Source organism: Limimaricola sp. G21655-S1, from assembly GCF_027213785.1.
GTDB lineage: Bacteria > Pseudomonadota > Alphaproteobacteria > Rhodobacterales > Rhodobacteraceae > Limimaricola.
Map to the genome: position 1 here is coordinate 51,905 of NZ_JAPWGO010000004.1, position 21,615 is coordinate 73,519.

The following is a 21,615-nucleotide window of genomic DNA, read 5'->3' on the forward strand; positions in this document are numbered from 1 at the left end:
GTCGCGGTCTTTCCGGTGCTGCCGAGGCGATGGGTTTGGATACCAGAGCGGCCCTCGCGCGACAATCGGCGGGGTCGGGAACCCGCGAGGCGGCGGACAGCGTTCCGCCCGAAACGGCCCAAAGATGATAACGTTTCGCCACCGCGTCGCGTGCAGAACGCCCGATCCTTATTGCGAAACTCCATTGATCCTTCCCCGCCCGGCGCATTACCTCCCTCGCTCAAACCGAAAGGACACCGCCATGCTGAAACAGTTCGCTTTCGCAAGCCTTGCCGCCACCTCGATCGCCTCCACGGCCGCCGCCCAGTCCGAGGGCGAAGGCACGCTGCGGGTCGGCATGTCGGGTGGCTATTTCCCCTTCACCTTCGTCGAGCAGGACGTGCTGCAGGGCTTCGAGGTCGACGTGATGGATGCGGTGGCCGAGGAGACCGGGCTCGAGGTCGAATACGTCACCATGTCCTTTTCGGGCCTCGTCGGCGCGCTGGAATCGAACCGCATCGACACCATCGCCAACCAGATCACCATCACGCCCGAGCGCGAGGCGAAGTTCGTCTTCACGCAGCCCTACGTCTATGACGGCGCGCAGGTGGTGGTGAAGGCCGGCAACGAGGACGAGATCACCGGCCCCGAGGATCTCAAGGGCCGCTCGGTCGCGGTCAATCTGGGCTCCAACTTCGAGCAGCTTCTCAACGAGCTGCCCTATGCCGACGAGATCGACATCCGAACCTATGAGAGCAATATCGAGCAGGACACGGCGCTGGGCCGGGTCGACGCCTTCGTGATGGACCGCGTTTCCTCGGCGCAGGTGATCAAGGAAAGCCCGCTGCCGCTGGCGCTGGCCGGGCAGCCCTTCTCGGAGATCCGCAACGCGCTGCCGTTCCGCGACGACGAGGAAGGCCGCGCCCTGCGCGACCGCATCGACGCGGCGCTGAGCGATCTGCGCGAGGACGGCACGCTGGCCGAGATCTCGCAGAAGTGGTTCGACGCCGACATCACTTCGGCGGAGTAAACTCATGCGGGCGCTCGATCTCGACTACATGCTGGGTCTGGTGCCCGTGATCCTCGGCTATGTGCCGCTGACGCTGGGCATGGCGCTCGCCGCCATGGCCTTCGCGCTGGTGCTGGCGTCCCTGATGGCGGTCGAGCGCGTGGTGAAGGTGCCCGTGCTCGACAGCTTCGTGAAGCTGTTCATCAGCTTCTTCCGCGGCACGCCGCTCCTGGTACAGCTGTTCCTGTTCTATTACGGGCTGCCGCAGGTGGTCTCGGCGCTGGCGCAGATCAATGGTGTCACCGCCGCGATCATGGGGCTGACGCTGCACTTCTCGGCCTACATGGCCGAGAGCATCCGCGCCGCGATCCTTGGCGTCGATCGCAGCCAGTGGGAGGCGAGCCAGGCGGTGGGGATGACGCAGGGCCAGATGATGGCGCGCATCGTGCTGCCACAGGCAGCACGCGTCGCGGCGCCGACTCTGGTCAACTACTTCATCGACATGATCAAGGGTACCTCGCTGGCCTTTACCTTGGGCGTGACCGAGATGATGGGTGCCACGCAGAAGGAGGCGGCGGGCTCGTTCCTCTACTTCGAGGCGTTCCTCGTGGTGGCGGTGCTCTACTGGATCATCGTCGAGGCGCTGTCGCTGCTGCAGCGGGGCGTCGAGATCCGTCTCAACAGGGCCTATGCGCGATGATCGAGATTTCGGGACTGACCAAGAATTTCGGCGGCACGCCGGTACTGAACCGCATCGACCTGTCCGTCGCGCCGGGTGAGCGGATCGTGGTGATCGGGCCGTCGGGGACCGGCAAGTCGACGTTGCTGCGCTGCCTCAACTTCCTCGACCGGCCCGATGCCGGGACGATCCGGCTGAACGGCATGACGGTGGATGCCGCGAAGGCCACCAAGGCCGAGATCCTCGCGGTTCGCCGCCGCACCGCCTTCGTGTTCCAGAACTACGCGCTCTTCGCCAACAAGACCGCGCGGCAGAACATCACCGAGGCGCTGGTCACGGTGCAGAAGCGTCCGCGCGCCGAGGCCGAGGCGCGCGCCGACGAAATCCTGCGCGAGATCGGCCTCGCGGAGAAGGCGGGCAGCTATCCGGCCGCGCTCTCGGGCGGGCAGCAGCAGCGCGTGGGCATCGGCCGGGCGATGGCGCTCGACGCCGAATTGATGCTGTTCGACGAGCCGACCTCGGCGCTCGATCCCGAATGGGTGGGCGAGGTGCTCGACCTGATGCGCAAGGTGGCGCAGGCGCGCCAGACCATGTTGATCGTCACCCACGAGATGCAGTTCGCGCGCGAGATCGCCGACCGGGTGATCTTCATGGAAGGCGGGCGCATCGTCGAGCAGGGGCCGCCGAGCCAGATCTTCGACGCCCCTCAGGACCCGCGCACCCGCGACTTCCTGCGCCGGGTCGGCTGAGCGTACAGGGGACGAACCGGCGGCTCAGACCATTTCCTGGTCGCGGGCCATCATCGCCGCCTGGGTGCGGTTCTTCGCCCCCATCTTGCGGCAGAGCGTCTTGACGTGCAGCTTGACCGTGACCTCCTGGATGTCGTGGTCGAGCGCGATCTCCTTGTTCGACTGACCCTTCTTGATGCCTTCGAGCACCTGCCGCTCGCGCGGGGTCAGATGCGCCAGGGCCGGGTTCTCGGTCTCCTTGGCGGTCATGAAGTCGATCGGCACATAGGTTTCGCCCATCGTCATGAAGCGCACGGCGTTGCTCATCGACCGGGCCGACATGGTCTTGGGCAGGAAGCCCGCGGCACCGGCGGCCAGCGCCTCTTCGGCTATCGTCTTGTCCGCGGTGCCCGAGATCAGCGCCACCGGCTTGCCCTGCGACGCTTCGAGTGCCGCATGCAGCCCTTCGAGCCCGCGCATTCCCGGCATCCGGTAGTCGAGCAGCACCAGATCGAACGCACCGCTGCGGGCGATCTCGGCCATCGCATCGTCGAAGCTCGGGCTCTGCACCACTTTCGCGCCGCAATCGCGCTCGAGATAGGTGGCCATCATTTCGCGTACGAGGTCGTGGTCGTCGGCAATCAGGATACGCATATCCGTCCTCTCGGTTTCATCTTGAACGTCTGGGCCGGCGCGAGACGGCGTTGAGGTTAGCATACTGAGAATCGTTAAGTGGCGAAACGGGCGAATCCGAGGCGCCAGATACCCTTGGCCGAGTGTATATCCTTTATTGGGGCTTTGCTGCCACGTTTGGACATTGCCCGGCTAAAGGGATTCGCAATATGCGTGCAGATCGCGCATTCTGCACACGGTCGCACTGGCCATAACCGGATCGGGAAAGGGGTCGATATGAATCAAGCCATCAAGAGCGCCCTCACCGGGCTGGCCATGGCCACGGTAGCAACTTACGCGAGCTCGACAGAGCTTCAAGACCCGTTTTACGTGGAGCCCGGCGTGTTGCAGGTGGGGCAGGCGGACGAGGAGTTCGTCTCCTTCGATCTCGAGGCGCTCGATGCGCTGCCGCAGGTCAGCTTCGAGACGAGCACCATCTGGACCGACGGCAGCAGCCTTTACTCCGGTGTATCGGTCGCGACGCTGCTCGAAGAAGCCGGGATGGGCGAGATGATGGAGCAGAGCGGCGCGACGCTGGAGCTGGTCGCCCTCAATGATTACCGGGTGCAGATCCCGATCGAGGATATCGGCGACGAGCTGCCGATCGTGGCCACCCGGATCGACGGCGAGACCGTCTCGATCCGAGAGAAGGGCCCCTACTGGCTGATCTATCCCTTTGATCGCGCGGCGGAGTACCGCACCGAGGAAACCTACAAGCGCAGCATCTGGCAGCTGGCGCAGATGATCGTGCTGGAGTGAGCGCGGGCGGCGTGAACATCCCCAAGCCACGCGCCGGGAGATCGACGCCCCGGCTGAACATCCGCAGCGGCCTTGGCTTCGCGGCGGCGATCCTGCTGACCCTTGTGCTGTCGCTGGGCTGGATTCTCGGCCGGCAGATCCGTGACCTCGAAACCGCGGGCATCGACAACACCCAGTGGACCCTCGCCCAGCTCGAGCTCGAGACCGCGATCTTCGCGCGGGACGTGATCGCCGCGGCACAGGGCGTGCGCGGCAATGCCAGCGGGCTGCAGCTGCGCTTCGACATCCTGCTGAGCCGGCTCGGTCTGGTGCGCAGCGGCGAGATCGGCCGCGCGCTGTCCGTGCATGAGGGGGTGCCGGAACTGCTGGAGGCTGTCGATAATTACGCCGACCGGGTCGACGCGCTGTTCGCCAACGGGGCAAGCGTCGCCGATCTGGAGGCGATCTATCAGGAAACACTCGACATTCAGCCGGTGATGCGGGAGCTGTCGCTCAACGGTCTCGATGTTCTTGCCGAGGATGCGGAGGCCTACCGTCACCAGGTGCGCCGCCAGGCCGAGCTGACCGCGCTGGCCGGGGGACTGCTGCTGATCCTGCTCGGGGCGCTCTTGCGGCTGATCGACGTGCAGCGGCGGCGCGTGATGGATCGCGACCGGGTGCTGTCGCGCACCGCCGAGCGGCTCAACTCGGTCATCGGCAACTCGCTCGATGCGATCGTGGTGGCCGATGAACAGGGCCGGATCGTCGATTTCTACCCCGCTGCCGAGGAGATGTTCGGCTGGCGCAAGGACGAGATTCTGAACCAGAACGTGCGCGAAACGCTGGTGACGGCGGAGCGGCGCCAGATCTTCGACGAGCGGCTTCGCAACTTCGCAGCGAAGGGGCACGAGTATCTGATCGACGCGGGGCGGGTCGAACTCGTCGCCCGGCGGCGCAGTGGCGAAATCTTTCCGATCGAGGCGGTGATCACCCATGTCGATGGGCCGGATGCGCCGGTCTTCATCGGTTATCTGCGCGACATCACCGAGCTCAAGGCCAGTCAGGAGCGATTGATCGCCGCGCGCGATACCGCCGAGCGGGCGGACCGGGCAAAGTCGCGCTTCCTGTCGGTGATGAGCCACGAGATGCGCACTCCCCTCAATGGCATCATGGGGGTGCTGGACCTGCTGAACACCTCGACCCTTTCGACCGAACAGCGCCAACAGGTCGGGATCGCCCTGGCCTCGGCCGAGATCCTGCTGCAGCTGGTGAACGAATCGCTGGACATCACCCGGATCGAGACCGGCGAAGAGGTGATCGAAACCGTGCCTTTCGCACCGGGCCCGATGCTGCATCGGCTGTTGTCGGTGCTGCGGCCTCTAGCGGCGGAAAAGGACCTGCCGCTCGAACTCGTGGCCGAGGAGGCGGATCTCGGTCAGTGGTACGAGGGCGATCCGAACCGCGTGGCGCAGGTCGTCACCAACCTGATCGGCAACGCCATCAAGTTCACCGAGCGCGGCTCGATCACCGTGACGCTCCAGCTCGAGGATGGCGCGGTCGAGATCGGAGTGCACGATACCGGCATCGGCATCGCGCCGGAGGATATCGAACGGGTCTTCACCGAATTCGTGATCCGTGCCCGCCCCGAGGGGCGGCAGGGGCGCTCGGACGGTCTGGGCCTCGCGATCTCGCGGCGGTTGGCCCGGTTGATGTCGGGCGACATCACGGTCGAAAGTACGCCCGGCAAGGGCAGCAGCTTCTACCTGCAGCTACCGCTGAAGAGCGTCGCGGCCCCGATCGAGGCGCCCGAGCCCGAAGCCGTGATCCCGGCCGCGCCGGGCACCAGCCTGTCGGTGCTGGTGGTCGAGGACAACGCCGTGAACCGCATGGTGCTGCGCGGCATGCTGCAACAATTCGGGCACGAGATCACCGAAGCGCCGAACGGCGCCGAAGGCGTGGCACTGCTGCGCGAAGAGTGCTTCGATCTGGTGCTGATGGACTTCGAGATGCCGGTGTTGGGCGGCATCGACGCTACGCGCGAGATCCGCGAATTCCTGCCGGACCGGAACGAGCCCCGGATCATCGGGCTGACGGCGCATGGTTCGGCCGAAGCGCGGCTCGCAGGTATCGCGGCGGGGATGAACGAAGTCTATGCAAAGCCGCTGCGCTTGCCGGTGCTGCGCAAGATCCTCGCCAGCCTTGTCGAGGATCCGCCATCGCCACCGCCGTCAAAAGCGATCGATACGGCGGACATCGACACCGACGCCTTCGACGAAATGCTCGACATGCTCGGACCGGAGCGGGTGAACCGCGCGCTCGACAGCTTCGGCAGCGAGTGGCGCGAGGCGAGCGCCCGGCTCGCGTCTCGGCCCGAGGATGCCGATGGCGAAAGCGCGGTCGGCATTCTGCACAAGCTGCGGGGTGGTGCTGCGATGCTCGGGCTCTTCGGTCCGGCGGAGATGCTGGGCGCGCTGGAACTGCGCGCGCCCACGCATCTGGCCCCCGAAGAGGTCGCGGAGTTGGAAGATCAGGTGTCCGGAGCGCTCGCGGCGGCACGGTCCCGGATCGAGGCGCGGGTCGAGGCCTGAGCCCCGCCCGCGCCGCAAGGCCCTAGCCTTGGATGCGCGCCGCCATGAGCGCGATCGCCTTCTGGTAGACGCCCGCCGCGTTCCATTCCTGGATCACCCGGAAATTCGGCTGCCCTTCCTGGTAGCCGGCGCCCGGCTGCCAGCCTTTCTGGCGCAGGTAATTGGCGGTGGAGGCCATAGCGTCGGTCAGGTTTGTGAGGTCGACGCGGCCATTGCCGTCGCCATCCACGCCATAGCGCAGGATGTTGCCCGGCAGGAACTGCGTATGGCCCAGCTCGCCATGCATCGCGCCGATCGAACCGGGCGAAACCGCGCCGCGATCCACCAGCATCAGCGCCGCCAGCGCGTGCTGCGAGAAGAAATCCGAGCGGCGGCAGTCATAGGCCAGCGTCGCGATCGCCGAAAGCACATTGCTGTCGCCCATGAAGTTGCCAAAGCCGGTTTCCATGCCGTGGATCGCGATCAGCACGCCCGCGGGCACGCCATACTGGCTCTCGAGGCTCTGCCAGAAGCCGGGATTGGAGGCGAGCTTCTGGCGTCCCTGCGCGACGATCGTATCGGCGCCACGCACCTGCATGAACTTGTCGAGCGAATAGTCGAAGCTCTTTTGATTGCGGTCGGCATTGATGGTCCGCTGGGCGTAGCTGGTCTGGGACAGCGCGTTCAGCCCGGCCTGACCCACGCCCTGCGCGGCGGCCTCGGCAGCGAATTCCTGCTTCCAGCGTTCGAAACCCGAGGCATCGTTGCCGCAGGTTGCAGCGGCTGCGGTGGAGGCGCCGAGGCCCAGCGCGAGAAGGGTGGAAAGCACGTATCGCAAAGGGTAACTCCCGTGAAAATGGCTTCGGCCGCTTGGCGGCCGGGATCACCGCTCCACCTAGCACGAGCCGATGGAGCGGCAATATCGAGCGAAGGAGCGAGCATGCGCGCCAGCCTTGCCGGGGTGGCATTTGCCCTGATGTTGATCGCGGCCTTTCTGGCCGGACGCTATGCCGTCGAAACGGAAGCCTCGCCGCCGGAGACGGAGACGGAGACGGAGACGGAGCCGCTGCCGCCGGGCCCGGCCAGTCTCGAGATCGAGGAGGCGCGTACCATCGCGGTGTTCCGCGCCGCGCGCGACAGCGTCGTGGCGATCACCACCTCGACCCGCATCATCGATCCGTTCACCCGGCGGACCGGCGAGACGCAACTCGGCTCGGGCTCGGGCTTCGTCTGGGACGCTCAGGGGCATGTCGTCACCAATGACCACGTGATCCAGGGCGCGAGCCGTGCATTGGTGCAGCTTGCCGATGGCCGCTCGCTCGAGGCGCAGGTGGTGGGCCGCGCTCCGAGCCATGACCTCGCGGTGCTGCGCATCGGGGGCGATGCGCTGCCCGCCCCACTGCCGCGCCCGAAGCCGGGGGAGGGCGGTCTGGAGGTCGGCCAGTCGGTGCTGGCGATCGGCAACCCCTTCGGGCTGGACTGGACGCTGACCACCGGCATCGTCTCGGCGTTGGACCGCGACCTGCCCGGCGAGGCGGGGCGCGCGATCAGCGGGCTGATCCAGACCGATGCGGCGATCAATCCGGGCAATTCGGGCGGGCCGCTGCTCGATGCGCGCGGGCGGCTGGTCGGCGTCAACACCGCGATCTACAGCCCCTCCGGCGCCAGCGCCGGGATCGGTTTCGCGGTGCCGGTCTCGACCGTGGCGCGGGTGGTGCCGCAGCTGATCGAGACCGGGCGCTACAGCCCGCCCTCGCTGGGGCTGGGCTTCGATGCGCGGATCAACGCGGCGGTGAACCGGCAGGGTCTCCCGGGGGCTCTCGTGCTCGACGTGGCGCCGGGCTCGGAGGCGGCGCGCGCCGGGGTCCAACCGGCTCGGGTCGCACGCGGCCGGCTGCTGCCGGGCGACGTGGTGATCGCGCTCGACGGCGAAGAGGTCGAAGGGCTCGACGATCTTCTGGCCATGGTCGACCGGCATCGGCCGGGTGACAGCGTGACGCTGACCCTGCTGCGCGACGGCCGTCGCCGCGAGTTGACGCTGGAGTTGCGGCCGGGGCGCTAGGTCAGCTGTCGTCCATGCCCAGGCTGGCCCCCAGCGCCGCCGCGCAAAGCCCCGCCAGGGCCAGCGTGCCGAGCACGAGGTCACCACCACCGACCGGCGTCAGCGCCGACAGACCCGGGATCGCGCGATCGACCGCGCCGGGCGCGAAGATCGCGCTCGCGGCGATCGCGACAAGCAGCAGCGCCCAGACCCCGACACCGTGCAGCGCCGCGACCCGGCGGCGCGTGGCCCCCGACAGCGCGGCGGCGCTCCAGCCCGCCGCGAACAGCGTCGGCAATGTCAGCAGCGCGGGCCACAGCCCGCTAGGCTCCGGCAGCGTCCCGGCAAGGCCGCGCCACAAAAGCATCAATGGCACCATCAGGCCGAGGCCGATCAGGCCACCCGTCAAGATCGCCATCCCGGCGATTCGGGTCGTACCGGCGTGAAGAACGGACGAGGAAAGGGTCCCGCGGGTGGACGGGATACGATGAAAAGGCTGGGTCATGGTAAACTCCCTTGCTGCGCGGCCAGTCTAGCGCAACTCTCGGGAAATCGATCCAGTCCGGATGTATAAGGTGCCGGGGTTTTTTCTCCTCAGCTCCGGATTCCGGCGAAACGCGCGTGCCAGTCGGCGCGCTCCTCGTCGGTGATCTTGCGGAATGTCACGTCCGGCACCGCGAAGCCATGTCCCACCGGCAGTACCGACAGCGCCTCGGTCACGTTCCCGGGCCAGGCGTCGTCATCGATCTTCATCGCCTCCATCAACTGCGCGCTGGCATCGGGGATGAAGGGCGCGGACAGCACCGCGTAGAGCCGGATCAGGTTGAGCGCGAGACGGATCTGCATCGCCGCCGCTTCGGGATCGGTCTTGAAGCTGGCCCAAGGCGCCGCGTCCTGCAGGTATTCGTTGCCCGCGACCCAGATCGCGCGCAGCTCGGCCGCGGCCTTGCGCACCTCGATCGCGTCCATGTGCCCCTCATAGGCGCGCACCCGGCGCTCCAGATCGGCGATCAGCGCCAATTCGCGGTCGCCATGGGCACCGCCAGCCGGCACCTCCTCGCCGAACTTGGAGCGGCAGAACTTGGTGACTCGGCTGACGAAGTTGCCGAGCACGTCGGCGAGATCCTTGTTCACCGACTGCTGGAAGTTCTCCCAGGTGAACTCGGCATCCGAGCTTTCGGGCGCGTGGCTCAGCAGCCACCAGCGCCAGTAGTCGGCGGGCAGCACCTCGAGCGCCTGATCCATGAACACGCCGCGCCCGCGCGAGGTCGAGAACTGGCCGCCATCATAGTTCAGGTAGTTGAACGACTTGATGTAATCGACGAGCTTCCACGGCTCGCCCGAGCCGAGGATCGTCGCGGGGAAGGACAGGGTGTGGAACGGCACGTTGTCCTTGCCCATGAACTGCGTGTAGCGCACGTCGTCGGCGCCCTTGTCGGTGCGCCACCAGCGCTCCCAATCCTCGCCCTTGCCCGCATCGACCCATTCCTGGGCGCAGGCGATGTATTCGATCGGTGCGTCGAACCAGACGTAGAAGACCTTGCCTTCCATGCCCGGCCACTCGGCCTCGCCCTTCCGGACCGGGATGCCCCAGTCGAGATCGCGGGTGATGCCGCGATCCTGCAACCCGTCGCCGTCATTGAGCCACTTGCGGGCGATCGAGGTGGTCAGCACCGGCCAGTCGGTCTTGCTGTCGATCCAGTCCGACAGCTCGCCGCGCATCTTCGACTGGCGCAGGTAGAGATGCTTGGTCTCGCGCGGCTCCAGATCGGTGGAGCCGGAGATCACCGAGCGCGGCTCGATCAGGTCGACGGGGTCGAGCTGCTTGGTGCAGTTGTCGCACTGGTCGCCGCGCGCGCTCTCGAAGCCGCAATTGGGGCAGGTGCCCTCGATGTAGCGGTCGGGCAGGTAGCGGCCGTCGGCCTTGGAGTAGATCTGGGTCTCGACCCGCTCCTCGATCAGCCCGGCCTCGTCGAGACGCGCGGCGAAGGCTTGGGTCAGACGATGGTTCTGCGGGCTGGACGAGCGGCCGAAATGGTCGAAGGAGAGCCGGAAGCCGCGCGCGATCTCGGCCTGCGTCTCGTGCATTTCGGCGCAGTACTCGGCCACCGGCTTGCCGGCCTTGGCGGCGGCCAGCTCGGCCGGGGTGCCGTGCTCGTCGGTGGCGCAGAGAAACAGCACCTCGTGACCGCGCCCGCGCTGGTAGCGGGCGAAGAGGTCGGCGGGAAGCTGGCTGCCCACCAGGTTGCCCAGATGCTTGATCCCGTTGATGTAGGGGATGGCCGAGGTGATGAGATGCCGTGCCATGCTGTGCTGCCGTCCTTCGATGCGTCCGGGGCCCCATGTAGCGATCCCGCCCGCCCAAGGCCAGTGCGGCCTTGAACGCTTGCCCAGCGGTCCAAGCCGCCCTACCTCTGCGCCTCGCGGACCGGGCGCGTGTGGCCCGGCAGGACGACAGGAAGGCCCCATATGAAGAAGACCCCACTCGGCCGCAGCGGCATCGAGGTCAGCGAATGGTGCCTCGGCACCATGACCTATGGCAGCCAGACCCCCGAGGACGACGCGCATCGCCAGCTTGACATGGCGCTCGATGCCGGGATCGATTTCCTCGACGCGGCCGAGATGTACCCGGTGAACCCGGTAAAGGCCGAGACGGTGGGCCGCACCGAGGAATTCATCGGCAACTGGATCGAGAAGAGCGGCAAGCGCGGCGCCTACAAGATCGCCACGAAGGCCGCCGGCCCCAACCCGGGCTGGGCCCGCGACGGCAAGGGCTATGATGGTGGCAATCTGCGCGAGATCGTCGAGGGCTCGCTGCGGCGGCTCAAGACGGAGGTGATCGATCTCTACCAGCTGCACTGGCCCGAGCGCGGCCACTACCATTTCCGTCGCTACTGGTCCTACGATCCCTCGGACCAGAACGCCGAGCGGACGCTTGCGCATATGGATGAGGTACTCGGAACGCTGAAGGCGCTGGTGGCCGAGGGCAAGATCCGCGCATTCGGCCTGTCGAACGAGACCGCTTGGGGCACCACCCGCTGGATCGACCGCGCCGCGGCCATCGGCGGACCGCGCGTCGTCTCCGTGCAGAACGAATACTCGTTGCTGTCGCGGCTCTACGACACCGACATGGCGGAGATGGCGGTGAACGAGGAGGTGCTGCTGCTGGCCTATTCGCCGCTGGCCTGCGGGTATCTGACCGGCAAGTATCAAGACGGCGTGCCCGAGGGCTCGCGGCTGGCGATCAATGGCGATCTCGGCGGTCGCAAGACAGACCGGGTGATCGCGGCGACGCAGGCCTATCTCGACATCGCCGCGCGCCACGGGCTCGACCCGGTGCACATGGCGTTGGCGTGGCAGCGCACGCGGCCTTTCCCGATCTGCCCGATCTTCGGCGCGACCAACACGGATCAGCTCGAGCGCATCCTCGCGGGACGCGAGGTGGTGCTGTCGGACGAGATGGTGGCCGAGATCGATGCTGCCCACAAGCAGCACCCGCTGCCCTATTGAACCGAGATCCGCGTCCGGCGCAGCCATGCCCGGGCGTCCCCTGCGACCCGAGGAGGGCACCGTGACCGTCACCATCCCATCGCGGATCCGCCTCGCGCCCAAGCGGGCGCTCGCGGCATTGCTGTTGCTCTCGGCCTGCGGCGCGGTGGAGCCGCCAGTGCCCACGCCGGTGTTCCGGACCGTGGGCGCGCCGATCGCCTCGAGCCTGCGCGGCAGCGCCTCCGATCTGAACGGCGACTGGATCGTCGCCGCCGCCTATCCCGGCGGGCCGGTCGCGCCCGGCGACCGGGTGACGCTGCGCCTCGACGCCTCGGGCGGCGGGGTCGCGCGGATTTCAGGATCAGGCGAGGCACGGCTCGTGCCGGTGACGGCAGAGGGGCGCGGACGCTTCGATATCGGCGGCGAGCCTTGGTGGCTGCTCTGGACCGATGATGATTTCCGCACCGCGGTGATCGGCGCGCCGGGCGGCGAATATGGCTGGATCATGGATCGCCCCGGTCAGGCCGGAGCCGACCGGGCGCGGGCGGCGCGCGAAATGCTGGACTTCAACGGCTATGACACCGATGCTCTGAAGACCGCACGGGAGGGCTGAACCATGGCGGCATCCGGGGCCAGAACGGCGGCGATCATTGGCGGCGGGGTCATCGGCGGCGGCTGGGCCGCCCGCTTTGCGCTGATGGGCTGGAACGTGCGCATCCACGACACCGACCGCGATGCCGAACGCCGCATCAACGAGGTGATCGATCGCGCCCGCGCCGCGATGCCGGGTCTGTGGGACGTGGCGCTGCCCGATGAGGGCAGGATCTGCTTTCACGACGACCTCGCCGAGGCGGTTGAAGGCGCCGAATGGATCCAGGAAAGCGTGCCCGAGCGGCTCGATCTCAAACACGAGATCTACGCGGCGATCCAAGGCGCTTGTACCGAGGCCGCGATCATCGGCTCCTCGACCTCGGGCTTTCGTCCCTCGGAGCTGTCGGAGGGGGCGGCGCGGCCGGGCCAGATCGTCGTGGCGCACCCGTTCAACCCGGTCTACCTGATTCCGCTTGTCGAAGTCGTCACCGGACCCGGCACCGGCACGGCGAGGATCGACCGGATCCGCTCGACGCTGCGCGACATCGGCGCGCATCCCCTGTTCCTGCGCCGCGAGATCGACGCGCATATCGCCGACCGGCTGCTCGAGGCCGTCTGGCGCGAGGCGCTGTGGTTGGTCTCGGACGGGGTCGCCGACACCGCGGAAATCGACGATGCGATCCGCTACGGCTTCGGTCTGCGCTGGGCGCAGATGGGGCTGTTCGAAACCTACCGCATCGCCGGCGGCGAGGCGGGGATGCGGCAGTTCCTGACTCAGTTCGGCCCGGCGCTGAAATGGCCCTGGAGCAAGCTCACCGACGTTCCGGAACTGACCGACGAGCTGGTCGAGACGATCGCTAGCCAGTCCGACGCGCAATCCGGTCGCCGCTCCATCGCGGAGCTAGAGCGCATTCGCGACGCCAATCTCGTGGCGATCCTGCGCGGGCTTAAGGCGCGCGATTGGGGCGCGGGGCGGCTTTTGAACGCGGCCGAACGTCGGATCGGCGGCGCCGCCCGAAGCCTCGACGCGCTGTCGCTCACCTCGCCACTGCCCACCGGCGCACGCGCGGTGCCGCTCGACTGGAGTGACCAGAACGGCCACATGACCGAGCATCGCTACCTGCAGGCCTTCGGCGATGCGACCGATCGGTTCCTAGCGCTGGTGGGCTGCGATGACGAATACATCGCCTGCGGCCACAGCTACTTCACGGCCGAGACCCATATCCGGCATCTCGCGGAGGTTCACGCGGGGGCCCGGATCGAGATCGACACGCGGCTGCTGCTGGCCGAAGGCCGCAGGCTGCGGATCTTCCACCGGATGTGGGAAAGCTCGCGGCTGGTGGCCACCGGGGAGCATATGCTGGTGCATGTCGATCTCGAAAGCCGCCGGGCGGTGATGCCGCCGTCGGAGCTTCAGGACAAGCTGGCGCGCGTGGCCAAGGCGCATGCGCATCTGCCCGAGCCGGAGGGCGCGGGCGCCGCGGTGGGCCGCCCGCCCGAACGCCAGCCCGATCCGCAGGAGTGAGCCGCCGGGCTCAACCGCGCATCGCGCGGGCCTCCATCGTGCCGTGATAGAACGGCACCGGGCGGCGGGCCTCGGGATCGTCGAGCCGGGCCTGCAACTCGCGCAGCGCCAGCCGGGTGATGTCGGGCAGGTCGAGAGCGTCAATGCGCGCAAGCGGCACCCAGTGCAGATGCGCCAACTCGTCCTCGGCGCCCGAGAAATCATCGGGATCGCTTGCCAGCGCCGAGGCGGGGGCAAGAAAGAACCGCGCATCGAAGCGCCGCGACTGCCCCGGTGGCGTCACCGCGCGAAACATCGGCAAGAGCGGCGCGGCGTCGGGCCGGTGGCCCGAGCGGGCGAAGCCGCGCCAGCCGGGCGGCGCGTCCGGCCAATCGCCGGGTCGGCCGAGGATCTGCCCGGTTTCCTCCCAAAGCTCGCGGATCGCGCAGGCTGCCAGCGCCCCGGCCATCGGCCCCAGCTCCGCCTCGTGATCGGGGCCAAGCGGGGCGTCCAGCGGCACGCGGGCATCGACCGGGTCGAGCGCGCCGCCGGGAAACACGTATTTCGACGGCATGAAGGCCGCCCCCGCGCCGCGTCGACCCATCAGCACCGTCGGGCCCTCGGCCATGTGGCGCAGCACGATGATCGTCGCCGCGTCGCGCGGTGCCGCGGCGCCTTGCATCAATGCGCCTTGCCGAAGCCGTGCATGCGCCGCGCCCACTGGATGCCGACCACGAGCCCCTTGAGGCGCGGCAACAGATAAAGCGACAGCGCCACGGCGACCACGGTCAGCACCGTCGCCATCACTAGAGGTTCGGGGCGAAACCGGGTGAAGCCGACATGGATCACCGGCGCGAGCAGGTGGCCGACGATCAGGATGGTGAGATAGGCGGGGCCGTCATCGGCGCGATGGTGGCACAACTCCTCGCGGCAGACCGGGCAACGGTCGACTACCTTGAGATAGCCTTGGAACAGCCCCCCTTCGCCGCAGTTCGGGCAACGTTTGCGAAAGCCGCGCAGAAGCGCGGGCCGCGTCGGTCGGTCCTCGGTCTCTGCGTTCGGCTGGGGGGGGTGCTCGCTCATCCGCGGCTCCTCGGGAGGTGGCGTCTTGCCCCTCACATGAGCGCTTCGAGAGCATTTTGAAAGACCATGCGCCGGGGTTGCGTCGCCATGCCGCGCGGCAGACCGGTGCCATATCGCGCGAGAGAGCCCGCCGCGTAACGTGCGGCGGGCTCGTCGGCCGGAATGAAAAAGCCGATCCCGGCGCGCTTCCCGGGGGTTACTCGACGGCGGGGAGCAACACGGTATCGATCACGTGGATCACGCCGTTCGACTGCTTGACGTCGGCGATGGTGACGCTGGCGGTGCGGTCCTGGCCATCGGTGATCATGATGGTGCCGTCCTCGCCTTCGCTGACGGTAAAGGTACAGCCGCCGACGGTCTCGACCTCGTGCATGCCGCCATCGTCCGCGATCATGCCGGAGATCGCATCCGACATCGCGTTCGCCGCCACGACGTGGCAGGTGAGGATCTCGGTCAGCCGGTCCTTGTTCTCGGGCAGGAGCAGTTCTTCGACCGCGCCCTCGGGCAGCGCTTCGAAGGCGGCATTGGTCGGCGCGAAAACGGTGAAGGGACCCTCGCCCGAAAGCGTCTCCACCAGATCGGCGGCCTGCACGGCCGCGACAAGCGTGGTGTGATCGGCCGAGTTCACCGCGTTCTCGACGATGTTCATCTCCGGGAACATGGCGGCGCCGCCGACCATCGGGTTGCCGGTTTCGGCGTGGGTCTCGGCCAGAGCCATGGTCGAGGTGAAGGCAAGCGCGGTGCCGGTGAGAATGGCCTTGAGGTTCATGATGTCGTCTCCCTGACGGTTCGGGGGGCGTGCTTGCCCCCTCGTGACGCCAGCAGACACGGCGGCGTAGCGATGCCGGTTGCAACGCTCGACATCACGCTTGCGTGATCCCTCCCGCATCGAGCCAGTCGGGGAGAGCGCCGATATCGTCGAGCACCAGATCCGCATGCGGGGCCAGCGCGTCGCGCGGCGCCAGCCCGGTCAGGACCGCCACCGCCATCATCCCGGCGGCGCGGGCGGCCTTCAGATCGTGCAGGCTGTCGCCGATCATCGCGCAGGCGTCGGGCGCCGCGCCCAGCGCCTCGGCGCAGGCGAGCAGCTGGCCGGGGCCCGGTTTGAAGCCGAAACCGCTATCGGCCCCGGCGACGAAGCCGAACGCCGCGGCCAGACCGGCGGCGCCGATATGCGCGCGGGCGGGAGCCTCGGAATCATTGGTCACCAGCCCCAGCGCCACGCCGCGCGCCGCCAACTTGGCAAAGAGCGGCGCGAGCGGCACCGCCGGGACCTGCGGTGCCTCCGCAGCCCGCGCGTTCATCCGCGCGATCAGGGCCCGTCGGTCGCAGCCCGGAAGATGCGGCAGCATTGCATCGGCGATCTCGGCGGTGGTCGAGGCGATGACGAGGCTGTCGGGTGCGAAGCGCTCGGTTTCGAGGTCATAGCCGAGCGCCGCGGCGATCGCCGCGATTCGCACCGGGTCGCCCTCGGCCTCTGCTTCGATCAACCCGCGCGACCAGCCGCCCCAGGTGGCATGGAAGTCGAACAGCGTGCCGTCCTTGTCGAAGATCAGCGCGGTGGGCTTCATGTCCAGTTCATCCGCGACGGCCCCGCCAGCACCAGCATGGCGGTATGCGGCTCGTCATAGTCATACCCGGCGCCGTCGCAGAAGCTCGTGACCCAGGCGTCGTCCATGGTCAGGAACTCCAGCACCGAGGCCTGAAAGGCGGGTTCGGCCGCGCGGTCGCGCAGATCCTCCGCCGCGGCGCCGGTCGAGCCGAGAAAGACCGGCCACAACTCGTCATTGGCCGCGAGCCAGCCCAGCGCTCCCAGCGCGATCACCTCGGCACGTTCCCGCTTCATGGTTTTCCTCCGAAGGTATTGGCAGGGTTTTGTTAACTAATATTCCCGACCCTGTGACCGGGAGCGGGCGATGGGCCCGAACAAGGACATGCTCATGTCGGGTCGTATCCTGATCGTCGATGGAATCGCAACGCAAAGGGGCGCGCATGACGCGCTTCTCGCGGCCGCGGGCTTCGAGTGCCTGCACTGCCGGGATGGGGCGGTGGCGCTCGCCCGGCTTCCCGATCCCGGGATCGACCTGCTGTTACTGCCGCTGGACGGTGCCGCCGATCCCGCTGAGGCCCGTGGCTTGCTCGAGCGGCTTCGCGCCGGGCCAGCGACGACTCGGCTGCCCGTGGTCGTGACCGGACGCTGGCCCGATCCGGGCTGCAGGCTGGCGCTGCTGCGCGCGGGCGCGGACGAGGTGGCCGAGGCGCCGATGCAGGTGGCGCTGCTGCAGGCCCGGATCCGCAACCTGATGCGCGCCCGCGATACCGAGGGCGAGCTGTCGCGCCGGGCCGCCACCCATCAGGCGCTGGGCTTTTGCGAGGCCGCTACGGGGTTCACCCCCCGTCAGAAGGTCGCCGTCATCACGCCCCGGGCCGAGAATGGAACGGTCGCGCGCCTTGGCCTAAGGGGGGCGACGCGCCGCATCGCACCGCAACAGAGCTTTGCGGCCGAGGCGGGAGAGGAGGATCTTTACGTGATCGATGGCGCTGCCTTGCGCGCCGAAGGGCAGCCCTCGCGCGAGCTGTTTCGCATCGTCGCCGAGCTGCGCAGCCGATCGGCCACCCGCCGCGCCGCGCAGCTCGTGATGCTGCCGGAGCCGGGGCGCGAGGCGGCCATGCTGCTCGATCTAGGGGCGGATGATGTCGTGCCGGCCGGGGTGCTGCCCGAGGAGATCGCCTTCCGGGCCGCGCGGCTGCTGGCCCGGAAGGCGCTGGCCGATCGGCTGCGCGCGACGGAGCGACAGGGGTTGCAGGCCGCGCTGACGGACGAGCTGACGGGGCTGTGGAACCGGCGCTACGCGCTGCCGCATCTGGCGCGGCTGATCGACGAGGCACGGAAGCGGCGGCGGCCCATCGCGGTGATGCTGCTCGACATCGATCATTTCAAGATGGTGAACGACCGCCATGGCCACGCAGCGGGGGACAGGGTGCTGGCGCAGGTCGCCCGGCGCCTGCGCGACGGGCTGCGGCCCGCCGACCTGCTGGCACGGATCGGCGGAGAGGAGTTCCTCGTGGCGATGCCCGAGACCAGCCTCGAACAGGCCCGCGGCGCCGCCGAGCGGCTGCGCCTGAAGATCCGCAACCAGCCCTTCGTCCTGCCCGGAGAGGGGCTGCCTTGCGAGGTCACCGTTTCGGTGGGCGTGGCGACGGGGCCGTGCCACGGCGCCCCGGCGACCGAGGCCGAAACGCTGATGCGCCACGCCGATGCGGCGCTCTACGCGGCCAAGCAGACCGGGCGAAACCGCGTCACGGTAAGCCCGAGCGCGGCCTAGCCGAGGCAGCTTTCGAAGGCTGCGGCCAGATCCTCGATCAGCGCCGGATAGAGATCGGGGCCGGGCTCGAGCCGCAGCCCGTCGGGATCGGCCATGGCTGTCTTGGCTTGCGTGTTCTCGCGCAGCAGCGCCACGAGTTCCGGCGGGGTTTCGGGATCGGTCAGGATGCAGGTGATGCTCCCGGCCTCGATCATCTCGCGCAGCGCCGCGAGCCTGGCCGGCCCCGGAGCCGAGGCGTCCGACAGCGAGACCGCCCCCGTCGCCGGCAGGCCGAAGCGACGCTCGAAATACTGGTAGGCGTCGTGCGGAACCAGGTAGGGGCGCCCGGACAGCAAAGCCAGCCGCTCGGCGATGTCCGCGCCAAGATCGGCATCCGCGGCGATCGCGGCGGCGGCATTGTCGCGGTAGAGCGTGGCATTCTCCGGATCGATCTCGGCCAGCGCCTCGGCCAGCCGCGTCATCCAGACCGCCGCTACCTGCGGGTCGAGCCAGGCATGCGGGTCCGTGTCGCCTCCGGCATGCTCGCTCGTCTGCGTCATCTCGTCGTCGCGCGCGTGGTCGTCGCCGTGGTCGCCCTGCGGGTCTTCGACGTGATCGGCATGCTCGTCGGCCTCTCCATGCCCCTCGGCTTCCTCGTGCTCGCCAGCATCATGATCGTTGTCATGCGCCGCATCTCCATGACCATGCGCGGTTTCGAAGGCCGGGTCCTCGCGTAGCGGCAGCCGCTCCCAGCCGTCGCTGTCGAGCATGGCCAGTGTTTCGGCTTCGGGCGCCAGCGCCGCGAGGCTTTCGGCCAGCCAAGGCACGAGCGCCGGACCGGTCCAGACCACCATGTCCGCCTGCGACAGATGCCGCGCATCCGAGGGGCGCAGCGCGGCATCATGGGGCGAGACGCCCGGCGGCAGCAACAGCTCGGGCGTACCGGCGCCAGCCATGACCCGCGCCACGAGGCTGTGCAATGGCGCGGTGTCGACCACCACGCTCGGCGTCTCGGCAAGCGCGGGGGAGGTGACGAGGGCGAAGGCGGCGGCGACGGGGAGGGTGGGGCGCATGGGGAACCTCTTGTGCATCCGGTACTCGGAGGCTATGCGCTATGTTATAACGTAACAGATGGTCAAGACCCGTCATCGGGATAAGGGAGGCAGTCATGGACGGACCCAGTTTCGCTTGCGGCGATCACGCGGCCTGCATCCGCGGCGCGCTCGGGGCCGCCGAAGCGCGCTGTGCCGCGGACGGCGCACGGCTGACCCCGCTGCGTCGCCGCGTGCTCGAGATCCTGCTGGAGGGGCATTCGGCGATGGGCGCCTATGACGTGCTCGCCCGGCTCGATGCCGAGGGGTTGGGCTCGAAGCCCCCCGTGGCCTACCGGGCATTGGGCTTTCTGGTGGATCACGGGCTTGCCCACAGGATCGAGCGGCTTTCGGCCTATGTCGCCTGCGCCCGCCCCGGGACGACGCATGCGCCCGCCTTCCTGATCTGTCGCGGCTGCGGTGCGGTGGCCGAAACCCAAGGGGCGGAGGGCCTGTCCCGGCCGGCGGCCGAGGCGGGTTTCGTGATCGAGCAGACCGTGATCGAGGCCGAAGGCCTGTGCCCCGCTTGTCAGGGCCCCGCGGCATGAGCCCGTTGATCGAGGCGAAGGGACTGGAGTTCGGACCGAAGGCCGCGCCGGTGCTGCGTGACGTGTCGCTCCGGGTCGATCCGGGCGAGATCGTCACGCTGGTGGGGCCGAACGGCTCGGGCAAGAGTACGCTGTTGCGATTGATGATCGGCGCGCTGGCGCCGCGACGCGGCATGGTGCGCCGTGCGCGGGGTCTGCGCATCGGTTACGTGCCGCAAAGCCTCGTGCTCGACCCATCTCTGCCGATCACGGTGCGGCGCTTTCTCGACCTGCCGCACCGGGTGGGCGATGCCGAGGCCGAGGCGGCGCTGGCGCAGTCCGGCGCTGACGGAATCGCGCACAAGCAGATGGCCGCGCTGTCGGGCGGGCAGTTCCAGCGCGTGCTTCTGGCGCGCGCGGTGCTGAACCGGCCGCAATTGTTGATCCTCGACGAGCCGACGCAGGGTCTCGACCAGCCGGGGCAGGCGGCGTTCTACCGCCGGATCGCGGCGCTGCGCCGGGAGATGGGCTGCGCGGTGCTGATGGTCAGCCACGAGTTGCACGTGGTGATGTCGGCCTCAGACCGCGTGATCTGCCTCAACGGCCATGTCTGCTGCGAAGGCACGCCCGAGGTGGTCTCGGCCGCGCCCGCCTATCGCGAGCTGTTCGGCACCGGCACCGGTGGCCAGCTGGCGCTCTATCGTCATGAGCACGACCACGCCCATGAGGGCGGTGGCGCCGCGCATCATCATCACCACCATCATCATCATCACGCCGAGGGCTGACATGCTCGACGACTTCATGATCCGCGCGGGGCTCGCCGCGCTGGGCACCGCATTGGCTGCGGGTCCGCTCGGCTGCTTCGTGGTCTGGCGCCGCATGGCCTATTTCGGGGATGCCACGAGCCACGCGGCAATCCTTGGCGTCGCGCTGGCGCTGGGGCAGGGGCTGTCGGTGTTTCCCGGCGTGCTTGGTTCAGCACTGGCGATGGCGCTGGCGGTGCATGCGCTCGCAGGGCGCGGCCTCGCGCATGACACGGTGCTGGGGGTGCTGTCGCACGGTGCGCTGGCGACGGGGCTCGTCGCCGTGGCCCTGACCGGGGGCGTGCGCGTCGATCTGGAGCTATACCTCTTCGGCGACGTCCTCACGGTGACGCGCGGCGACCTCGCCTGGATCTGGGGCGGGGCGGCGCTGGTGGTGGGTGTGCTGGTCTGGCGCTGGCGCCGGTTGCTCACGGCGACGCTCTCGCCCGACCTCGCCCATGCCTCGGGCATTGCCCCGCGGCGCGAGGCGCTGGTCCTGACCCTGCTCCTCTCTGCGGTGGTGGCGGTAGCGATCAAGGTGGTGGGCGCATTGCTGATCACCGCGCTCCTGGTGATCCCGGCCGCGGCTGCGCGCGGCGCCGCGCGCACGCCAGAGACCATGGCTCTCTTGGCGCTCGCGGCTGCGGCGGTGTCTGCGCTGGGCGGACTTCAGGTCGCGCTGTGGCTCGACACCCCGGTCGGCCCCTCGATCGTCTGCGTCGCCGTGGTGCTCTTTGCCGGCAGCCTGCCGCTCAGGGTGTTTAGGGCTGCGCGCGGATGATCGCCGGCGGGTAGGCAAAAAACCGGCC

Annotated in this window: 23 protein-coding genes; 13 read left to right on the forward strand and 10 right to left on the reverse strand. The window is 68.5% G+C overall.

Annotation, left to right across the window (positions count from 1 at the left end; all coding sequences use genetic code 11):
• The first annotated feature begins 241 nt into the window (after nt 1–241).
• Genes O4G76_RS05795 through O4G76_RS05805 form a run of 3 tightly spaced genes read left to right on the forward strand, consistent with a single transcriptional unit; the run spans nt 242 to nt 2,416 of the window.
• Nucleotides 242–1,009: an amino acid ABC transporter substrate-binding protein gene (locus O4G76_RS05795; RefSeq protein WP_269396428.1), complete on the forward strand. Its 768-nt coding sequence runs from the start codon at nt 242–244 to the stop codon at nt 1,007–1,009.
• Nucleotides 1,010–1,013: 4 nt separating this feature from the next.
• Nucleotides 1,014–1,688, forward strand: coding sequence for an amino acid ABC transporter permease (locus O4G76_RS05800; protein ID WP_269396429.1), 675 nt, complete (start codon nt 1,014–1,016; stop codon nt 1,686–1,688).
• On the forward strand, nt 1,685–2,416 hold the full coding sequence (locus tag O4G76_RS05805; RefSeq protein WP_269396430.1) for an amino acid ABC transporter ATP-binding protein: 732 nt from the start codon (nt 1,685–1,687) through the stop codon (nt 2,414–2,416). The genes O4G76_RS05800 and O4G76_RS05805 overlap by 4 nt, the downstream gene beginning before the upstream one ends.
• Nucleotides 2,417–2,440: 24 nt before the next feature.
• On the opposite strand, the gene O4G76_RS05810 is transcribed toward O4G76_RS05805, so the two are convergent.
• On the reverse strand, nt 2,441–3,049 hold the full coding sequence (locus O4G76_RS05810; protein ID WP_269396431.1) for a response regulator transcription factor: 609 nt from the start codon (nt 3,047–3,049) through the stop codon (nt 2,441–2,443).
• A 255-nt stretch (nt 3,050–3,304) separates the two neighbouring features.
• Between O4G76_RS05810 and O4G76_RS05815 the strand changes: the two genes are divergently transcribed.
• Together O4G76_RS05815 and O4G76_RS05820 are read left to right on the forward strand one after the other, a co-directional pair.
• Nucleotides 3,305–3,826 (forward strand): oxidoreductase, encoded by a 522-nt coding sequence (locus tag O4G76_RS05815; RefSeq protein ID WP_269396432.1) that lies wholly within the window; start codon nt 3,305–3,307, stop codon nt 3,824–3,826.
• Between the two features lie 11 nt (nt 3,827–3,837).
• On the forward strand, nt 3,838–6,393 hold the full coding sequence (locus O4G76_RS05820) for an ATP-binding protein (RefSeq protein WP_269396433.1): 2,556 nt from the start codon (nt 3,838–3,840) through the stop codon (nt 6,391–6,393).
• Between the two features lie 22 nt (nt 6,394–6,415).
• Here O4G76_RS05820 and O4G76_RS05825 read toward each other — a convergent pair whose 3' ends face one another.
• Complete coding sequence (locus O4G76_RS05825) at nt 6,416–7,210, reverse strand: lytic transglycosylase domain-containing protein (RefSeq protein ID WP_269396434.1); 795 nt, start codon at nt 7,208–7,210, stop codon at nt 6,416–6,418.
• A 102-nt stretch (nt 7,211–7,312) separates the two neighbouring features.
• On the opposite strand from O4G76_RS05825, the gene O4G76_RS05830 reads away from it, so the two are divergent.
• Nucleotides 7,313–8,434 carry a S1C family serine protease gene (locus O4G76_RS05830; protein WP_269396435.1) on the forward strand — a complete coding sequence of 374 codons (1,122 nt, stop codon included), beginning with the start codon at nt 7,313–7,315 and terminating at the stop codon, nt 8,432–8,434.
• 1 nt (nt 8,435) lies between these two features.
• Here O4G76_RS05830 and O4G76_RS05835 read toward each other — a convergent pair whose 3' ends face one another.
• On the reverse strand, nt 8,436–8,831 hold the full coding sequence (locus O4G76_RS05835; protein ID WP_269396436.1) for a hypothetical protein: 396 nt from the start codon (nt 8,829–8,831) through the stop codon (nt 8,436–8,438).
• A gap of 176 nt (nt 8,832–9,007) precedes the next feature.
• Nucleotides 9,008–10,720, reverse strand: coding sequence for a methionine--tRNA ligase (metG, locus tag O4G76_RS05840; RefSeq protein WP_269396437.1), 1,713 nt, complete (start codon nt 10,718–10,720; stop codon nt 9,008–9,010).
• Nucleotides 10,721–10,882: 162 nt separating this feature from the next.
• Between metG and O4G76_RS05845 the strand changes: the two genes are divergently transcribed.
• The 3 genes from O4G76_RS05845 (at nt 10,883) to O4G76_RS05855 (ending at nt 14,018) form a co-directional block, all read left to right on the forward strand.
• The gene (locus tag O4G76_RS05845) at nt 10,883–11,923 is read left to right on the forward strand and encodes an aldo/keto reductase (protein ID WP_269396438.1); all 1,041 of its coding nucleotides are present in this window, start codon (nt 10,883–10,885) and stop codon (nt 11,921–11,923) included.
• 61 nt (nt 11,924–11,984) lie between these two features.
• Nucleotides 11,985–12,515 (forward strand): lipocalin family protein, encoded by a 531-nt coding sequence (locus O4G76_RS05850; RefSeq protein ID WP_269396439.1) that lies wholly within the window; start codon nt 11,985–11,987, stop codon nt 12,513–12,515.
• Between the two features lie 3 nt (nt 12,516–12,518).
• Nucleotides 12,519–14,018: a carnitine 3-dehydrogenase gene (locus O4G76_RS05855; protein ID WP_269396440.1), complete on the forward strand. Its 1,500-nt coding sequence runs from the start codon at nt 12,519–12,521 to the stop codon at nt 14,016–14,018.
• Nucleotides 14,019–14,028: 10 nt separating this feature from the next.
• On the opposite strand, the gene O4G76_RS05860 is transcribed toward O4G76_RS05855, so the two are convergent.
• The 5 genes from O4G76_RS05860 to O4G76_RS05880 all read right to left on the reverse strand — a co-directional run bounded on the left by O4G76_RS05860 (nt 14,029) and on the right by O4G76_RS05880 (nt 16,926).
• The gene (locus O4G76_RS05860; RefSeq protein ID WP_269396441.1) at nt 14,029–14,679 is read right to left on the reverse strand and encodes an NUDIX domain-containing protein; all 651 of its coding nucleotides are present in this window, start codon (nt 14,677–14,679) and stop codon (nt 14,029–14,031) included.
• Nucleotides 14,679–15,080: a DUF983 domain-containing protein gene (locus O4G76_RS05865; RefSeq protein ID WP_269396442.1), complete on the reverse strand. Its 402-nt coding sequence runs from the start codon at nt 15,078–15,080 to the stop codon at nt 14,679–14,681. Before O4G76_RS05865 ends, O4G76_RS05860 begins: the two co-directional genes overlap by 1 nt.
• Before the next feature lie 196 nt (nt 15,081–15,276).
• Complete coding sequence (locus tag O4G76_RS05870; protein WP_269396443.1) at nt 15,277–15,849, reverse strand: fasciclin domain-containing protein; 573 nt, start codon at nt 15,847–15,849, stop codon at nt 15,277–15,279.
• Between the two features lie 94 nt (nt 15,850–15,943).
• Nucleotides 15,944–16,651 (reverse strand): HAD family hydrolase, encoded by a 708-nt coding sequence (locus tag O4G76_RS05875; RefSeq protein WP_269396444.1) that lies wholly within the window; start codon nt 16,649–16,651, stop codon nt 15,944–15,946.
• Entirely contained in the window at nt 16,648–16,926 is a 279-nt protein-coding gene (locus O4G76_RS05880; RefSeq protein WP_269396445.1) for a DUF3572 domain-containing protein, read from the reverse strand. The genes O4G76_RS05875 and O4G76_RS05880 overlap by 4 nt, the downstream gene beginning before the upstream one ends.
• A 70-nt stretch (nt 16,927–16,996) precedes the next feature.
• Here O4G76_RS05880 and O4G76_RS05885 point away from each other — a divergent pair, with 70 nt between their 5' ends.
• Entirely contained in the window at nt 16,997–18,406 is a 1,410-nt protein-coding gene (locus O4G76_RS05885; protein ID WP_269396446.1) for a diguanylate cyclase, read from the forward strand.
• Here O4G76_RS05885 and O4G76_RS05890 read toward each other — a convergent pair.
• The gene (locus O4G76_RS05890; protein ID WP_269396447.1) at nt 18,403–19,458 is read right to left on the reverse strand and encodes a zinc ABC transporter substrate-binding protein; all 1,056 of its coding nucleotides are present in this window, start codon (nt 19,456–19,458) and stop codon (nt 18,403–18,405) included. The two genes, O4G76_RS05885 and O4G76_RS05890, sit on opposite strands and share 4 nt — an antisense overlap.
• A 95-nt stretch (nt 19,459–19,553) precedes the next feature.
• Here O4G76_RS05890 and O4G76_RS05895 point away from each other — a divergent pair, with 95 nt between their 5' ends.
• Genes O4G76_RS05895 through O4G76_RS05905 form a run of 3 tightly spaced genes read left to right on the forward strand, consistent with a single transcriptional unit; the run spans nt 19,554 to nt 21,587 of the window.
• A complete protein-coding gene (locus O4G76_RS05895; RefSeq protein WP_269396448.1) occupies nt 19,554–20,024 on the forward strand; it encodes a transcriptional repressor in 471 nt (156 codons plus the stop codon).
• Complete coding sequence (locus O4G76_RS05900; protein WP_269396449.1) at nt 20,021–20,788, forward strand: metal ABC transporter ATP-binding protein; 768 nt, start codon at nt 20,021–20,023, stop codon at nt 20,786–20,788. Before O4G76_RS05895 ends, O4G76_RS05900 begins: the two co-directional genes overlap by 4 nt.
• Before the next feature lies 1 nt (nt 20,789).
• On the forward strand, nt 20,790–21,587 hold the full coding sequence (locus tag O4G76_RS05905; RefSeq protein WP_269396600.1) for a metal ABC transporter permease: 798 nt from the start codon (nt 20,790–20,792) through the stop codon (nt 21,585–21,587).
• The last annotated feature ends 28 nt before the right edge of the window (nt 21,588–21,615 follow it).

Excerpts from the sequence above, each read along its gene's own strand:
- O4G76_RS05830 (WP_269396435.1), top strand. The coding sequence starts at position 7,313 with ATGCGCGCCAGCCTTGCCGGGGTGGCATTTGCCCTGATGTTGATCGCG.
- metG (WP_269396437.1), bottom strand. The coding sequence starts at position 10,720 with ATGGCACGGCATCTCATCACCTCGGCCATCCCCTACATCAACGGGATC.
- O4G76_RS05885 (WP_269396446.1), top strand. The coding sequence starts at position 16,997 with ATGGGCCCGAACAAGGACATGCTCATGTCGGGTCGTATCCTGATCGTC.
- O4G76_RS05810 (WP_269396431.1), bottom strand. The coding sequence starts at position 3,049 with ATGCGTATCCTGATTGCCGACGACCACGACCTCGTACGCGAAATGATG.
- O4G76_RS05855 (WP_269396440.1), top strand. The coding sequence starts at position 12,519 with ATGGCGGCATCCGGGGCCAGAACGGCGGCGATCATTGGCGGCGGGGTC.
- O4G76_RS05870 (WP_269396443.1), bottom strand. The coding sequence starts at position 15,849 with ATGAACCTCAAGGCCATTCTCACCGGCACCGCGCTTGCCTTCACCTCG.
- O4G76_RS05815 (WP_269396432.1), top strand. The coding sequence starts at position 3,305 with ATGAATCAAGCCATCAAGAGCGCCCTCACCGGGCTGGCCATGGCCACG.
- O4G76_RS05895 (WP_269396448.1), top strand. The coding sequence starts at position 19,554 with ATGGACGGACCCAGTTTCGCTTGCGGCGATCACGCGGCCTGCATCCGC.
- O4G76_RS05795 (WP_269396428.1), top strand. The coding sequence starts at position 242 with ATGCTGAAACAGTTCGCTTTCGCAAGCCTTGCCGCCACCTCGATCGCC.
- O4G76_RS05880 (WP_269396445.1), bottom strand. The coding sequence starts at position 16,926 with ATGAAGCGGGAACGTGCCGAGGTGATCGCGCTGGGAGCGCTGGGCTGG.
- O4G76_RS05860 (WP_269396441.1), bottom strand. The coding sequence starts at position 14,679 with ATGCAAGGCGCCGCGGCACCGCGCGACGCGGCGACGATCATCGTGCTG.
- O4G76_RS05805 (WP_269396430.1), top strand. The coding sequence starts at position 1,685 with ATGATCGAGATTTCGGGACTGACCAAGAATTTCGGCGGCACGCCGGTA.
- O4G76_RS05835 (WP_269396436.1), bottom strand. The coding sequence starts at position 8,831 with ATGGCGATCTTGACGGGTGGCCTGATCGGCCTCGGCCTGATGGTGCCA.
- O4G76_RS05900 (WP_269396449.1), top strand. The coding sequence starts at position 20,021 with ATGAGCCCGTTGATCGAGGCGAAGGGACTGGAGTTCGGACCGAAGGCC.
- O4G76_RS05800 (WP_269396429.1), top strand. The coding sequence starts at position 1,014 with ATGCGGGCGCTCGATCTCGACTACATGCTGGGTCTGGTGCCCGTGATC.
- O4G76_RS05905 (WP_269396600.1), top strand. The coding sequence starts at position 20,790 with ATGCTCGACGACTTCATGATCCGCGCGGGGCTCGCCGCGCTGGGCACC.
- O4G76_RS05845 (WP_269396438.1), top strand. The coding sequence starts at position 10,883 with ATGAAGAAGACCCCACTCGGCCGCAGCGGCATCGAGGTCAGCGAATGG.
- O4G76_RS05875 (WP_269396444.1), bottom strand. The coding sequence starts at position 16,651 with ATGAAGCCCACCGCGCTGATCTTCGACAAGGACGGCACGCTGTTCGAC.
- O4G76_RS05890 (WP_269396447.1), bottom strand. The coding sequence starts at position 19,458 with ATGCGCCCCACCCTCCCCGTCGCCGCCGCCTTCGCCCTCGTCACCTCC.
- O4G76_RS05865 (WP_269396442.1), bottom strand. The coding sequence starts at position 15,080 with ATGAGCGAGCACCCCCCCCAGCCGAACGCAGAGACCGAGGACCGACCG.